General features: G+C 53.8%; 12 protein-coding genes. 6 read left to right on the forward strand and 6 right to left on the reverse strand.

Going from position 1 to position 15,354, the window contains the following annotated elements; translation table 11 throughout:
* Window positions 1-3,333, reverse strand: a complete 3,333-nt coding sequence (locus tag ACMWL8_RS21765) for an ATP-binding protein (RefSeq protein WP_045261190.1) — start codon at window positions 3,331-3,333, stop codon at window positions 1-3.
* Window positions 3,334-3,335: 2 nt separating this feature from the next.
* Window positions 3,336-3,932, reverse strand: a complete 597-nt coding sequence (locus ACMWL8_RS21770; RefSeq protein WP_028015617.1) for a response regulator transcription factor — start codon at window positions 3,930-3,932, stop codon at window positions 3,336-3,338.
* A gap of 535 nt (window positions 3,933-4,467) precedes the next feature.
* Between ACMWL8_RS21770 and ACMWL8_RS21775 the strand changes: the two genes are divergently transcribed.
* From ACMWL8_RS21775 to ACMWL8_RS21790, 4 genes are all read left to right on the forward strand, one after another.
* Window positions 4,468-5,208, forward strand: a complete 741-nt coding sequence (locus tag ACMWL8_RS21775; RefSeq protein WP_028015618.1) for a winged helix-turn-helix domain-containing protein — start codon at window positions 4,468-4,470, stop codon at window positions 5,206-5,208.
* Window positions 5,178-5,657, forward strand: coding sequence for a hypothetical protein (locus tag ACMWL8_RS21780; RefSeq protein WP_126296587.1), 480 nt, complete (start codon window positions 5,178-5,180; stop codon window positions 5,655-5,657). The genes ACMWL8_RS21775 and ACMWL8_RS21780 overlap by 31 nt, the downstream gene beginning before the upstream one ends.
* 148 nt (window positions 5,658-5,805) lie before the next feature.
* Window positions 5,806-7,407 (forward strand): glycosyl hydrolase family 18 protein, encoded by a 1,602-nt coding sequence (locus tag ACMWL8_RS21785; protein WP_052683017.1) that lies wholly within the window; start codon window positions 5,806-5,808, stop codon window positions 7,405-7,407.
* Window positions 7,408-7,472: 65 nt separating this feature from the next.
* On the forward strand, window positions 7,473-8,000 hold the full coding sequence (locus ACMWL8_RS21790; RefSeq protein WP_028015621.1) for a cytochrome b: 528 nt from the start codon (window positions 7,473-7,475) through the stop codon (window positions 7,998-8,000).
* On the opposite strand, the gene ACMWL8_RS21795 is transcribed toward ACMWL8_RS21790, so the two are convergent.
* Window positions 7,963-9,159 (reverse strand): hypothetical protein, encoded by a 1,197-nt coding sequence (locus ACMWL8_RS21795; protein WP_193541135.1) that lies wholly within the window; start codon window positions 9,157-9,159, stop codon window positions 7,963-7,965. The two genes, ACMWL8_RS21790 and ACMWL8_RS21795, sit on opposite strands and share 38 nt — an antisense overlap.
* Before the next feature lie 167 nt (window positions 9,160-9,326).
* On the opposite strand from ACMWL8_RS21795, the gene ACMWL8_RS21800 reads away from it, so the two are divergent.
* Both ACMWL8_RS21800 and ACMWL8_RS21805 read left to right on the forward strand, forming a co-directional pair.
* Window positions 9,327-9,545, forward strand: a complete 219-nt coding sequence (locus ACMWL8_RS21800; RefSeq protein WP_120266880.1) for an ANR family transcriptional regulator — start codon at window positions 9,327-9,329, stop codon at window positions 9,543-9,545.
* A 45-nt stretch (window positions 9,546-9,590) separates the two neighbouring features.
* On the forward strand, window positions 9,591-10,340 hold the full coding sequence (locus tag ACMWL8_RS21805) for a prepilin peptidase (protein ID WP_045261192.1): 750 nt from the start codon (window positions 9,591-9,593) through the stop codon (window positions 10,338-10,340).
* A 117-nt stretch (window positions 10,341-10,457) separates the two neighbouring features.
* Here the strand turns inward: ACMWL8_RS21805 and ACMWL8_RS21810 are convergent, their stop codons facing one another.
* The 3 genes from ACMWL8_RS21810 to ACMWL8_RS21820 all read right to left on the reverse strand — a co-directional run bounded on the left by ACMWL8_RS21810 (window position 10,458) and on the right by ACMWL8_RS21820 (window position 14,972).
* The gene (locus ACMWL8_RS21810; protein ID WP_131678085.1) at window positions 10,458-12,224 is read right to left on the reverse strand and encodes a lytic polysaccharide monooxygenase; all 1,767 of its coding nucleotides are present in this window, start codon (window positions 12,222-12,224) and stop codon (window positions 10,458-10,460) included.
* Window positions 12,225-12,240: 16 nt separating this feature from the next.
* Entirely contained in the window at window positions 12,241-12,678 is a 438-nt protein-coding gene (locus ACMWL8_RS21815) for a hypothetical protein (RefSeq protein ID WP_045261194.1), read from the reverse strand.
* 314 nt (window positions 12,679-12,992) lie between these two features.
* Entirely contained in the window at window positions 12,993-14,972 is a 1,980-nt protein-coding gene (locus ACMWL8_RS21820; RefSeq protein WP_045261195.1) for a S8 family serine peptidase, read from the reverse strand.
* Between the last annotated feature and the right edge of the window lie 382 nt (window positions 14,973-15,354).

Genomic DNA, 15,354 nt, shown 5'->3' on the forward strand with positions numbered 1-15,354 from the left:
TTAGTACTTGTCAGATAATTCCTTCAGTGCGGTATCGAGTTGCTGCAGATTGGCTTCCATGCGCGCGCAGAAACGCGATGTCAGCGCAGGCAGGGCTTCAGCCGTTATGACCCCAGCCGCCAGCATCTCCGGCAACACTTCAATCGCCTGACAGGTGCGGGTGGCGTTGCGCATGGCAAAGAGGCTCCAGGAGGCCTTCAGACGATGCGCGAGCTGGCTTAGCGTTTGCGGTGACGGGGTGTTTTCCCGTAGCTGTCGAATATCAAGGGTAATGGCTTCGCGCATTTGCTCGCGCATCAGGGTCATGATCTCCGGTTGACCGTTGGCCAGACGCCGGAGTTCGCTGAGGTCAGGCCCCTGATTGTGCAGGCTGTATTGCTGCGCCAGCGCCTGATGCAGGGCATTGAGGGAGAGCGGTTTTCGCAATAACGCGTCCATCCCGGCATGTTTTGCCCGATCGTCCTCACTCTGCAGCGCGCTGGCGGTGTAACCGAGAATAGCGGCCGGCGCGGTGATGCTGCCGGCAATATCGCGCAGGAGTATTAACGATGTAAGTTGATAGCCGTCCATGAGGGCCATTTGGCAGTCGGTTATCAGGATATCCACCGGCTCGTTTTCCAGGCGCGCAAGCGCTTCGCCAGAGCTGGCGCAAGGAATAACCTCCTGACCCAGCTCCTGCAGCTGGAGCGCTAACACCGTCAGGTTTGCCGGAAAATCGTCAACGATCATAATGCGATGCGGTGGCAGCGGGGTTATTACAGGTGTCTCATCGGCCGTTGCCGCCGCGCTGGCGACGTGAAGCGGTATGCTCACCGTCACCTGCGTACCGCTCCCCGCTTCGCTGGCTATCGTCAGCACGCCTCCCATCAGCTCGACTAACTGGTAACAGATCGCCAGCCCTAGCCCGCTGCTTTGCGGCGTGCTGCTGTCAGTCTGAAACCACGGCTGGCCGAGGTGTGGAAGGGCATCGGCCGGGATACCGATGCCAGTGTCGCGAATCAACAGCTGCAAATGTTCACCGTTGTGCTCGGCGTGAAAAACAATTTCTCCCTGCGGCGTATATTTAATGGCGTTGCCCAACAGATTGGCGATGACCTGATTCAGCCGTGCTTTATCGAACAGGAACCAGCCATCGTGCGGCACGTTCAACTCGCTGCGCCAGTGGAGACCTTTAGCGTTGGCGCTGCTGGCAAAAATCTCCGCGCTGGCGTTAAGCGTCTGCCACAGGGGCCAGGCCTGTGGCTCCAGCCTTAACTCGCCTGCTTCAATGCGCGACAAATCCAGTACGCCGCCAATTACGTCGCGCAATGACCCGGCTGCCTGCCAGGCGATGTTGAGGGACTCGCTTTTGTCGCGCTCCATCTCAAGCAGGCCCAGCATGGCGTTGAGCGGGGTACGAATGTCATGGCTCATGCGGGCGAGGAAGTTCGATTTTTCAGTGCTGGCCTGCTCCGCCTGCGCCAGCGCCTGATTGAGCGCAGCGGTCAGCGCGGCTTTTTCAGTGATATCGATCCAGCCTCCGACCACGCCCTGAGGCCGCCCCCGCGTATCGGTATAGCGGCAAAGCCACCAGTAAAGGGTGGAATTGTTCTGAGTGGTTTCACCCGTTAACGGCGACGCGGCATGGAGCAGCGAGAGGCGATGCGGCAACGTAAACTGTTGGGCAAGCTCGCCCAAAGGCAGGCTGGAAAAGGAGGCGCCCTCTTCGGGCAGTGCCGTGAGTAACGGTGAGTGAATAAAGGAGTCGTTATAGCGCGTCAGCCGCCCGGTCGGATCGCAGACAAACAGCGGCACCGGGACATTGTTCATCAGAGTTTGCCAGAGTGAGAGCGCGTTATGCAGCTCTGCCGTGTCCCGCTCGCGCTGGCGTCGCTGGCTCTGCGCGGCGCTAAAGGTCAGCAGGGCGACGAATGCCGCGCAAATCGCCACCACGGCGAGCATGACCAGCCATAGCGATTGCACCGGGGCGGTGGGTGTCGTCTGTACGGCCTGCGACAGGTTAAGGCTCGCGTAGATATCAGCCTGCGTTACGGACGCCATGACCGCATTCACCCTTTTGGCATCCGCCGGGTCAGAAATAGTTGGTACAAACCATAGCGGCACTTCCGGCAGCGCCAGCGGCGTCAGCGACAGATTGCTGGCGTTATGCTGGCGCAGCAGGTGATGGAGTATAAACGCATCGCCCGCAAGCCCGTCCGCGCCTCCGGCTTTGAGTAATTCAAAACCCTGATCGAGCGAGTTAACCAGCACCAGGTTATCCGCAGGTAACGCCTGACGCAGTAACGTGACGAGCGGAGAGATGCGTATGACGGCAATCCGCTTATGCTGTAATGCGGACAAGGAGCCGGAAAGCGGGTTGCTGTCCTCACTGAGCAGGGCCCAGCTCAGTGAGTCAAACGTGATGGCACTCTTTGACGGTGGCGTCGCGCTGGCGACTATGCGCAACGTGTTCTCCGCATACTGAAGCGGGGGAGCATCAAGGTTGAAGGTCAGGCTATACAGGTTGGACGGAAACAGATTGAGCAGCAGATCGCGCCATACCCCCTGAATATGCCCGTCAGCCGTGAGTGTGACCATTGGCGGCGAAATAGCGGGAAGCAAAACGTGCAGCGTGATTTTGGGCGCATTTTCCTTCACGGGGGAATGGCGGGCGTCAAAGACGCTGCCGTCCGGCAAAAGCCACTTTTGTTCCAGCCATTCAGCGTCTTCCGGGTTAAGGGTGTGAATACGCTCGTTGAAGATTTCCAGCGTGTTTGCCTGCTCAGGCAGAGCCCAGGCACGAAAATGTAGCGGGGGAGTATCGTCCAGCGGCGTCAGGGTCAGCGTGGTGGCGGGGGAGTGGGTCAGCCAGTTACGTAAAACAAACTCCGGGGCGATGAATTCCCGCGCTTTCCCTGCTGCCAGCTGCCTGACGTTTTCCCCCGGTGAGGCTGAACCTGTCGCAGAGCAGCGGGGCGCGACCTCTGACGGTAATTCCGGAAAGCACAGTGTACCGCCGCGTCCCTCTTTTATGCTCAGGGACGCCAGCGGGAAAGCGAACATTGGCTCGCTGGCGACCAGATCGGCTGCAGGACGCCGGGCGGCGATTAACACATCGATGCGCTTTCGCTTTAACGCATCCAGCGCCGTTGCCGGGTCGCTAAAACGCTGGACGTCCGGCAGCGTCGTATTGCTAAACAATATGCTGAGTTCATCATCCAGAATGCCCGGCGGCCGATCGATTACGAGAAAAGGCGGCGCGGCGCTCAGCAGGCCCACGCGCAGCGTGCCAGCCGCCGCGTGCCCGCTTATCAGCATGAGGATAAATAATGTCGTCAGCCAGCCTCTGCGCATGCTCAGCTAACCAGCCCCAGACTTTGCGCGCACTGGAGCAGTTCGAAATCATTCCTGGCGTTGAGTTTGCTCATGGCACTCTTTTTTTGCGTACTGATGGTCTGCTTCGTCCGGTTAAGCTGGGCGCTGATCTCGTTCACGGTGAAACCGCGCACCAGCAGGCGAAGCACTTCTGTTTCCCGTTCGGTCAACTGTGCCTGAGGCTTCACCGGTTCGATTTGCCCCCGCAGGGTGCTGCGCAGCGTCTGCAGCAGATTGTTGGACAAACTGGCTTTGTTGAGAACGGCATGCACCCCGCTGCGCCGCAGCGAGTCCAGAAGCTCAGGATTGGTGATCATGGTGACCACCACAATCATGCTCTGCGGATAATGGCGAATCAGCGAGCGGATCATGGTTAATCCGTCCGGGCTGCGCGTGCCGGGCATACTCAGGTCGGTGATGATGATATCGACAGGCTCGCTCGCCAGTTTATTCATGAGTTCATCAGCACTGAGCGCTTCGTGAACGACCCGATAAAGGTCCGGGCGCGTCTGCAGCAATGTGCGCAAGCCTAATAAATAGACAGGGTGGTCGTCGGCAATCAGAACTGTTTTTAGCATGACATCCGATCCGGCAAGGAAAAGACAGGTGTTCACCGCACATCTTAGCGAATGGCGCTTTAGCATCACTCTTACAGTGTAGAGCAGAGTGAGGTGAAAAAGAGTAGCTAAAAAGTGGTGGGCTGTATAGTTGCTGGGGGGCATCAGCCGATCCTGATGGAAAACCGAAAGGTAAAGTAACGACGTTTTCACATTCTATGATAGAGATTTTTTTCGGAGCAGCTGAATGGTTTGTTATTTATCGCGAAATAGCGGCATGGAGGGCGATATTTCTCAGGTACGGAAAGGAGTTCCTTATTGTTCAGGTTGAATATCAGGTATTGCTCAGGCGTAACTCAGAATAAACTTTCTGAAATCATGAATTGGTTGTGGAAAAATCAGGACGGGAAATAGCGCAAATGGCGAAGGTACTATCATTTATAGGGATATGTTGTTAATTTGTGCCTGAATTAGATAACAGACATGTAACTGTTAATACCTGCGCTTTTCGTCATAACAATGTAAACGCTGTAATTTTATTATCCAGGACCTACCCGTGAATAACGAAGAAATCTCTCTTTCAGCGTCAGTAACGTTCGTACCGGAAAAATCATCTCTGGCAACCGTGGATCATGGTGATATACATCTCACGCCCAACGAGCGTCGTTTGCTGGAGTTGATCCTCAGCGGCAAATGTAAAAAAGAGACCATATTTGAAGAGATCTGGCTTAACCAGGGCATGATTGTTAGCGAATCCAGCTATCACCAGCTTATAAAAATGCTCCGCCGCAAGCTGCAAAATGCCGGCCTGCCGGGCTCGATCATTAAAACCATTCCCCGTTATGGTGTAGTACTGGCACCCTGCGAAACGCAGGACAGTGAGGTCGCTTGCCCGCCGCCAGAAGAGCCTGATAACGCGTCTTGTCCCACTCCCGTCGATTGCCCGTCGTTGCCTGCTATCACGGCGGAGCCAATGAAAACTCCCCCACGTCAATACGGGGCTCTGCTGGCGGCGCTGTGCAGCTTGTTGATTATCCTTCCAACGCTGGTGGTGGTCTGCACGGCGGACACGCCGCAGGCGTTTCAGGAAAATATCTACGTAGATGGCGTCATGTTTCATCTCTCTTCGCTGCGCAGTGTCGATCGGCAGGCGCTGGCGAGAAAGCGGCATGCCCTGCCGGCGGGCATCAATAACGTGTACATCGCGTCGAACGGTCCAAAAGTGTTCGTTGCGCAATGTGAAGGCGAACTATCTCAGGAGGGAAAATGCGGTTACGAATACTATTCGTCATATTGATGGTTTGCATCAGCGTTTCGCTGGGTGGCGCGCTGGCTTACCTGACCAGCAACTACCTGGAGAGCAGAAAAGTGCCCGCCGAGCCCTGCAGCAGCGTCATACGTAATGGCAAATTTATTGATGAAAGCCTGCAGCATTACCAGTTTAATGGTGTGATCACCTGGTGGCCTAAACTCCACAGGCTAACGCTATTTGGTGTAAAAACCGATGAGGCTGGTAACCGGGTATTCAACCGAACCCTGCAGTTAAAATCGGTGACACAGAAGGGAAACGTCATCAATGGCCGGGTGGCAGAATTAAAAATCGCCGTTGGCGATCAGCTGCCGGAGAAGACCTTTCTGATAAGTGAAGATGGTCAGTATATTAACCTGTTGTTCAAGCCGATTAATAAAGATAGCTGGCTGATGAAAATTAATGATAACTGGGTAGCAATGTGTGAGTATAAATAATCTCACGATAATTTTATTATAAGACATATCCAGGCTGGCGAGTTTTAAATCTGCTGCTGCAGTGAGCTGTTCTCCTGTTTTCAGGAAGATGAATATCCTATCTTGCAACACAGGATTTCATTATTAAACCTGGAGCAGGATATCTCCCATGTTAAAGAAAAATAAAATATCTCTGAGCGCTATTGCCGCAGGCCTGGCGTTAAGCGGAATGCTGGTCAGCTCGTTTAGCCATGCAGCTGTAACCGACGCCGCCTCACAGATGCCGGATATCAGTCAGAAAAAAATTCTCGTCGGTTATTGGCACAACTGGGGAATTAACCCGGAAGAGATAGACAAAGCGCGCGGCTATCAGGGAGGCTTACCTTCTGATATGTCGCTGCGTGAAGTGCCGAGAGGCTACAACGTCGTCAACGTCTCCTTCATGAAAGTTATGGATGGCCAGAGCGGGAATATTCCCACCTTCAAACCCTACAACGCGAGCGATGAGGAGTTCCGCGCTCAGGTTGCAGAGCTGAACGAGCAGGGGCGCGCGGTGTTGATTTCACTGGGCGGCGCTGACGCGCACATTGCACTGAACAAAGACCAGACTGAAGCGCTTGCAGCGGAGATTATTCGCCTGACCGATCGCTATGGTTTTGATGGTCTTGATATCGACCTGGAGCAGACGGCCATTACCGCGGCTGACAACAGTACGGTGATCCCGGCGGCGCTGAAAATGGTGCGCGACCATTATCAGCAGCAGGGCAAACACTTCATCATCAGCATGGCGCCAGAGTTCCCCTATCTCCAGGCCGATCGCGGGGTGAACTACAAAGCCTACCTGCAAAATCTTGAGGGCGTGTATGACTTTATCGCTCCACAGTATTACAACCAGGCGGGCGACGGCGTAAATATGATGACGCAGGAGGAGAAGGACGAAGTCGGTGAATGGTGGCTGCCGCAGGAATGGGGGAAGGGCTATAGCGACCGTCAAAAAGAGCTTTTCCTTTACTATCTCACCGACAGCCTGGCAAACGGGACGCGCGGTTATGTGAAGATCCCGGCGAACAAGCTGGTGATTGGTCTTCCGGCCAACCCGGATGCGGCAGGAACCGGCTATGTGCGAGACGCGCAGAGTGTCTTTAACGCACTTTCGCGACTGGAAGCGAAAAATGAAGCGGTAAAAGGGCTCATGACCTGGTCAGTGAACTGGGACAATGGCAACACTAAAAATGGTCAACATTACGGCTATGAATTTCTGAACCGCTACCAGAGCATCCTTGACGGCAGTCTGCCGGATGGGGGCGACGAAACGGATACTCAGGCGCCAACACAGGTGCAGGGCGTGCAGGCCACGCTGAAGGGGCAGGATGTTTCGCTCAGCTGGCTGCCAGCTAAGGATAATAAGGGCGTGGCGGGGTATGCCATCTGGCGCGGTCTGGAAAAGATCGGTGATACCCATGAACTCAACTTTACCGACACCCAAACCCAGCCTGGCATGAGCTATCGCTATACGGTCATCGCCTATGATGCAGCCAACAACTTCGCTACGCCGAGCCAGCCGGTCAACGTTACCGTGCCCGATAATGACGATGGCGGAGGCGAAGAGGGCGGCCAGGGCGGCGACGTTACCCCATTCACGCCGGGCAAACTCTATGCCGTAGGGGATAAAGTGCTCTATGAGGGCAACGTTTATCGCTGTCAGATTGGCCATACAGGTGCCAGCCATTGGTCGCCGGATCGGGCCCGCAACTTGTGGGTAGCTGAATAACCTATTTCTTTAAAACAGCATGGCTTCGCAGGGAGCCGTGCTTTTTGTTTTACAGGACAACGACTATGCAAACTTCTCTGGTTATTGCCAAACGTTACGATCGGTTTTCTCGCCTTCTGCACTGGGTGGTCGCAGCCGTCATTATCTACGCGATGTGCATGGGCTATATTCTGCACGCGCTGGAAGGAACCCGCTGGTTTACCTTCTTCTCCGTGCTGAATATGTCGCTGGGTACCATTGCCACACCCATCATGATGGTGCGCTTCGTCTGGCGTTTCTTCCGCCCTTCGGTGCCCTACCCGGCAACGGTAGCCGGGCGTAAAAAACAGCTGGTGGTATTTATTCATGAGCTGTTTTATCTGACCATTATGGTGGTGCTGGTTAGCGGTTTTCTGATGCTGCAAAAAGACTACAACCTGTTTGGTCTGGTGCCGGTTTCCCGCCCGATTGCCATCGCCGAAGTGAATGCGTTTTTCTTCCAGGTGCATCGCTATAGCTGCATTCTGCTGGGTGTGATTCTGCTTGGGCATGTCGCGGCGGTGTTGAAATACACCTTTAGCGGGCAGCGGGAGATTCTGCAGCGGATGCTGTGAGAAAGAGGCTCACTCCCCCCATCAGATGCGCGGTGTTGCCGATCCTGTGAAACATCACCATCCCGCGCATCTGCCTTCCGTGCAGCGTTTGCAGAACAACTTCCCGGGCAAAGCTGCTTTCACGTTGCTGTGAGTACCAGGCGCGAAAACCGGGCAGGAACGGCGTATCGCAGTGTGCGTCCAGTAGCGTCAGGGTGCTCAGCGTCTTTTCCTCATCAGGGAACAGCGCTTCCGTACTGCCTTGCCAGTGGATCTCCTCCTCTGGCATCGAGAGGCGAAACACGACGCAAGAACCCGTCTGCGACAGGCGAATAATGATGGCACTGGTGCTGGCTGCGAGCGCCTGTTGCTGTTGGATCCAGCGGCGGTACTGATATAAACAGTTGGCAAAAATCGCCGAAAATACCAGATACCACTGCGCCTGCCAGATTGCGGGGATGAGATCGGGCGTTAGCGTGTAAAAAATCCCTTCCCGCTGCTGGGTCGCCAGCACCACAATCAGGTATTGAATAAGCAGCAGAGCGCCAACGCCGCGTCCGGAGAGCGCAAACACGCTCAGTAAAACCACCGTCGTTTGCACCAGCAGCAGGTTTAGCCCCTGCCAGAGCTGTGGCAGGAAAAAGTACCCCGTCACCAGCACCAGGGTATTCGCGGCAAGGAGCAACGCTTCCCGCCGATTAAACTGCGGGTGCGACGGCATTTTGCTCTCACGCAGCAGCGGCAGAATGGCGAGAATGCCGGTTAATGCCGCCAGCACCCAGGAGAAAAAATGCAGTGGCGCAATCGGATACCCTGAGAGTAACAGCGCCAGATTAAGCAGCAGGCTGCCGCAAAAAATGCTGAAGATTAACTGCAGGGGGTAGATCAGTTCACCAATAATCGGCCTGCGCGCAAAACGCAGCGCAGGCAGTTGCGCATTCAGACGAAAGACGGCGACGCACAGCGGAAATATCGCGACGTCGAAGAGGGCGAACAGGCACGCCAGCGTGAGCGGGCGGCCTATCCAGACGCCAGCAAACACATGCAGCAAGCCCGCGGTAGCCAGCCACAGCGGCCACTCTCGCGGGGCCGTCAGCCATAACGCGGCAAAAAGCAGCGGTGCCGGAAGCCAAAGCGTGGTGGAGAGGCTCCAGCTATCCCGCGTATGAAAGCTCAGCAATGCCAGCAGGATATAGAGACCCGAAAAGGCCAGCCAGCGGATAATATTGGTAATCAGCGTTGTTCTCCCACTGAGGCATTCAGCGTTATTCAGGTATTTATCATTTTAAGCTCAATTATTTTATCGTCGCTATTGATACGCTGGGATTTTTTCTAAAGGGCTTAACGATGGACTGGCAAAGCGACAAACGCGACCCTGCTACCCTGTGGTTTTCACTTTCTTCACGAGCGGCAGAACATGAACAGGGAAAGGAGTGGCATATCGCGGCATTATTGTGGAAAGAAGCGGCACAGTATGCAAAAACGCATCTGAATAATGAATGGGCGAACTTGCGCGGAGACTTTTGTACTTTACGTGCAAACAGGCTGCCTAAATATAACGAGTAGTCTCTGCTATTATCGGAGATTGCATGTCCCTTAGAGTGTGGAACCATGGTTGAGAGTGTAATACTCGTTTTTAGCGTTTTTCTGGGTGCCATTATCGGCAGTTTTTGCAATGTCATCATTTATCGGCTCCCCTTGATTCTCCACGGTGAAGCACTCTCTTTATCGTGGCCTGCTTCCCACTGCCCACGCTGTAAACACCCCATTAAATTTCGCCACAATGTTCCTCTGATGGGCTGGCTGCTGCTGCGCGGGCGCTGCGCCAGCTGTGGTCAGGCGATATCGTGGCGCTATCCGCTGGTTGAAGGGCTTATGGCGCTGCTGTACGGGGTGATTATCTGGCAGCAGGGCGTCACGCCGCAGAGCCTGTTCGACCTGCTGGCGGTGACGTTTTTGCTGCCGCTGCTGTTTATCGACCTGCGCACCATGCTCCTGCCCGACCGTCTGACGCTCCCGCTGCTGGCGATGTCGCTGGCGTTTGCCGTCAGCGGCTATAGCCGGGTGGAGCCAACGCAGGCACTAATCGCCGCTCTGCTGGGATTTGGCGTGCCCTGGACCCTCTCTTTGCTGTTCCGTTTGTTGCGCGGACATGAAGGGATGGGGATGGGGGATATGAAACTGCTGGCGGCGATCGGGGCGTGGCTTGGCCCGCTGGCGCTGCTGGATGTTTTTGTTGCCTCGACCCTGCTGGCGCTGATCGCGGCGCTGATTCTGTTGCGGATCAAGCCCGGTCAACCGTTTCCTTTCGGCCCGTATCCGATTATTGCCGCAATAGGATGGGTGATCTTATACCGATAAAAAAGCGCCGGAACGAAGGGGCGATTTCCGGCGCAAAAATGATAACGAAAGTGTAGGCGGGGAATAATAATGTCTGGCGCGGGTCAGTTAAGACCCGGCCAGAGTTAACTCACAGTATTATTTGCACTCTTTAGGCATGTTGGCGGCACCTTCTTTTTTCCAGACGCCCCACTCACCATCGGAACCAGGCTTAACGCCTCGGGTTTCCCAGCTGTTCAGCCAGATGTTGCCCTCATAGCTCACTTTTTCACAAGGTGTCTTGTAAGTCTTGCTGTGATCCCAGGCTTTTACATCGGTTTGCGCCGGGCGCAGCTTGATCACCTTCGTTGCCGTGGAGACTTTACCGGTATCAGGCGCCGTCACTTTCACCTGCAGCGTCACGTCCACATTATCGGTATACGGATGTTTACCCATGAGGTTGGTGCTGAAGTTATTTGGTGACGAGATCTGAATCTTATCGGCGTGATTCAGTGCGGACCATTCAACTTTTGACCCCTTTAAGGAATCGTTGTTTTTGGACACGACGGCGGCAGCAATAATGTCACTGCCAACGATGGTGTCCTGGTTGTTGCCCGTATTGATCTGCACATCTGAAGCCTGCTGCGCTTCCTTCACGGTCACCTTGATAGTGTCGGTGCTGGTTTTGCCATTTTTGGCCTTAACCGTCAGGCGATAGGTCACTACACCGATTTTGCCGGGTTTAATCAGCGCACGGGCTTTCGCTGCTTTGACGGTTGAAACCCATTCACCGCCATCGGCGACCTGCAACGCACCAATGTCATGGCCAGAGTCGATAGTCCATTGATATTCTTCAGCATTCACGCTTGCGGAACCGTTAAGGTCATAACCACGGGAACTGCTGTTGCTGGTCACGGTGAAGTCTTTGCCCGGCTTCGCCACCGGTGCCGTGTCACCTGCGTCCGCTTTGGCATTCAGGGTGACGGTTTTTGAATCAATCTCGTTTTTATCGTTAGTGACGGTCAGCTTCACATTAACGGTAAAATCGCTATCAGGTTTAGCCTTCAGGCGAATGCTGGCTTTCGCGCTGGTGCTGTTTTCCAGAATGACCTTGTCGGCATTGCTGGTGACGGCCCAGTGATATTTCAGCTCTTTCCCGGTAGAGGCGCTACCGTCCAGCGACAGCGCGCTGGTTGACAGGTTATGGCTGGAAGGCGTGACGCTGGCCACCGGTTTGCTAATGACTTCACCGCCGAAATCAACGTCGACCATCTGATAAAATGCGTTATCGGTATCACGCACGCGCCACACGGCATAAATTTTCTGCTTACCTTCACGCTCCGGTACGTTGCAGGTGTGGGTTTCGAAGCCTGTCGGGATCGAAATATCGGCTGATGGGTTGCCTGGCGCGTAGGTATACACCTTGTGGCAGAAAGGCGTATCTTCAAACATCGCTCTGGTCAGGCGCGTATCCGCTCCCGGAACTGACTGCCAGTCCGGCTTAGTGATGTAGTAGGTAAAATAGGTGGTGCGGTGCTTAGCCGGTAAATGCCATTTAAACTGGTGCGGACCCGCAGACATCGGGTTGTTGTAGGTATTCTGCTTTTCGTCATCAAGCTTGCTGAAGGCGGGAGTTGCCGTTGAACCACCGCTTGCCAGTTTTCCATCCGGCGGGAACTGGAACAGCTGTTCGTTAGCGATCGGGGTTGGGCTCATATCGTTGCCTGCCGGGAGCTTCGGTGCTTCCACGGCGTCAGCAGGCCAGACGTTACTGTGTTCACCCTTATCATTCATCGGCGGGAAATGAATCACCGAACGGGATTTTGGTTCAAAAAGATAGCCGTGCGCCAGTGCGCCCGTGGAATACATACCAATCAATGCCACGGCTAACGCTGACGTAATATTATTCATCTTGAGTAGTTTCAAAATAATCTTCCCTGAATTAATTGAAGGACACTTCTACGTGACTGAGGGGGTTGTTCTGTTTGGCATACACCTTATTTGGCTCTGACTCATCAGGTGTAATCTCGCCGTTGCTGTGCTTGAAACCGGCACGCAGTTCGGGGTGCTGCTGGTTGATAGCCTGAGCGAGGGCGTAGGACCAGTGGGCCTCTTCGCCAGCAAGAATGGTGACGCGTGTTTCCAGATTTGGCAGTTCGGTTCCGTTGTTAAAGAAGCGCGCACGAATCGTTTGCCCTTCAACGACCTTCACTTTCTCACCGTTGACGGCGCGTTCCAGTGAGCCAAGTTCTTTCATGCAGTTTTGGTGACCCTGTTCGCAGTTTGCTGCTGGCGAGGTCGTGGCGGCGTTGGCTGAAACGCTGACGCCCGCCCCTGCCAGTAACGAGGCAAGGACAAAAGCAGATCCTGTTAATTTCATAAGTTCCCTTATTAATGACTAAATAATAACCAAAGGTAAATCTCACCTGCGGCGCAGGTAAAAAAGGCGTTATTACCGTGTGATAACAGGGACAAATAGTACCGGGAGGAGACAACTGGCTTGAATAAGAGACTTCTCTGAGCCATTAAGAGTCGGGGAGTTTCGGCAGAGAAGAGCGGCCGGTCATGCTATTATCAATCACTTACTGTTTTATTTAAATCTGAGCCAGTCCAGTTTAAAATAATGTCTTTTTTACGATAATGCGGAATGAAGCGGTAATAAAATAAAGCCTGGCTTGCAACCAGGCTTTAATATCATCTTAACCAAACGGATATTAAAGGACAGCTATTATTGGCTGCATCCGACGCTCGCCATGCTCCCCACTCACCGCCGCGTCCCGGCTCCTCTTGTCCTGGATTGACATACCACTGGTTCAGCCAGATTTTGCCGTTATGCGATACGCGGGTACATTTCACCGGGTAGGCAATCCGCGGGTTATACGCTTCTGCGCTGTCATCAGGAATATCAGGTAACTGTGGTTTTTTCACCGTTACGGTGATCTTCTCAGCGCTCACGCTTCCGTCTTTACCCGTGACGGTTAACCAGTAGGTCGCTTCTCCGTCTGTATTGGCGGGAATGAGTGCCCGGGCGGTTGGCCCTGACACTTCACGTACCCAGACGCCGGCATGTTTCTCCTGTAGCCAGAATTTGCCCGCACTGTCTTTGTCGATGGTCCATTTCCAGGAGACGGCATTCTTGCTGGCGCTCCCGTCTAACTGATACGCCCGGGAGGCATCGGTCGTGCCGGTAACGGTAAAGCTTTCTCCGGGCACGGCTTTGACCTCATCCTGATCTTCCTCTTTCAGTTCAAGAATTTTGGCCACGGCTTTCGCCATGTTCGGGTGAGTACCTACTTTCGCTGAGTCCCCTGACGCTAAAGGCTTGCCCGTTTCCTGCAGGATGGCGCGCATCTGTTGAGGCGTGACGGTAATATTGTGGGCTTTTGCAATCGCAGACAGGCTGGCGACCACGCCTGCGATGATCGGGTTCGCGGATGAGGTGCCGGAGAAACTTGAGGTGTATTCCGCATTTTTTATGCTATGCAAACCACCATAACCCGTAGTAACCACATCCCAGCAGCCCCAGCTGGCGCTGGTCACGCGTGAGCCATAGGTACTGAAAGAGGCTTTTTTGCCATTATCTGCGCAAAACGCGCCCGCAATGATCGCCCCCGAGTCGCGCTTTTTAACGTCAAATTTTCCATTAAACCCAGCGTGATCGAGGTTGATATTGCCATTGCCTGCCGCCTGGATAACGTGCACGCCTTTATCCGTCAGGGCTTTAATCACGTCGTAGTAGGCCGGGGCGTTTTCCTGCGGAACATAGCAGGAAGAAGTACAACCCGTTACATCTCCTCCGCCAGTCTGCATTCCAATTTGCACCACGTCTCCCGCCTTAAGTCTGGGGATCATATTGTAGAGATTATTGGCCTGCCATTTGACGTACCCCATGCGGGCGTTCCACGTCAGGCCTTTAATGCCCGCATTGATATCTTTCGCCGCCATAATCCCGACGGAGCTGGTGTCATGATCTTCGCCAGGCGTATAGCGCTTATCCCCTTCATGGAACTCGATCGGCGGCAAATTCACATGGCTGGTATTCCACGCATTGTTTTCCATTGAAACCAGCGAAATGCCGCTACCATCGTGCCCTGTATACTGATTCACGCTGTCGCGATTTACCCCACCCATGTAGTAGCCGGGCCGTTTTTCATCTGGTGATTTGGTGTAATCCTGCAATCTACGAAAATCCGGGACCGTGGTCTGGCTGGTACTATTCAGGGCATAGCTCAGTCCGGAATAGGGTGGCACGTCGGGAACGTTGACACCCTTTTCCAGCGATACCGGCATGGATTCCGGGTAAGCCAGCTCAATATCCTGTCGCGTCGTCAGTTCATTAATTACGTCATTGATATACGCCGCGTCATGTTGCTTATCGGCTGGCAGAGCTATACGTAAATAACGGTTAAAGCCATAGCGTTCATTAAGCGCATCCATCTCGCTTAATTCACTGCTGCGCAAATGATTTGCCGTAAATAACGGACTCACGGCGAAGGTACTGTCGCGTAATGAAAAGGGTGAAGACTTATTAAGCGTTGTACCGGGTTTTAATTTCACGATAACGGAGAGATACGAAGTGCCTTCCCAGGCCTGCTCGTGCGTGACGGAATTTTGCGCAAAAGCGGGGGCACTCAATAGTGCACAAATAAGCAGGGCCAGTCCAGTTTTATTCATGTCAACGATCTTCCTTATTAAATGACATCCAGAGTATTGCTGGGATCATCCTGCCATTAGGGGAAAACCTGCATAAGAAGACGGTCAGCAATAAAATTGCGAGGTGTCTGTTCCATGTTAAGAATTACCTGCTCCGGAAAATATACGGCTGAAGTTGGGCTGAGAAATTTATGAAGCAGGCTGAAAGAGTTGTTAAACATCAATGCCTAAGTATTGAATTTAATGAGGGACGGAAAATCTCATGATCATCTCCTGATTACTGTATGGAGTTTAGGAATTATCTGGATCTTAATATCGCTAACCAGGGAGTTTAATTAATTAGGGATGCGTCACAATGCCCAGCGTTTCGTACTGTTCTTTACGTCAAAAATTATCCGTGTGG

Origin of the sequence: Enterobacter sp. 04-C-12-SI-ECC (assembly GCF_047530715.1) — a bacterium.
Lineage (GTDB): Bacteria > Pseudomonadota > Gammaproteobacteria > Enterobacterales > Enterobacteriaceae > Enterobacter > Enterobacter bugandensis.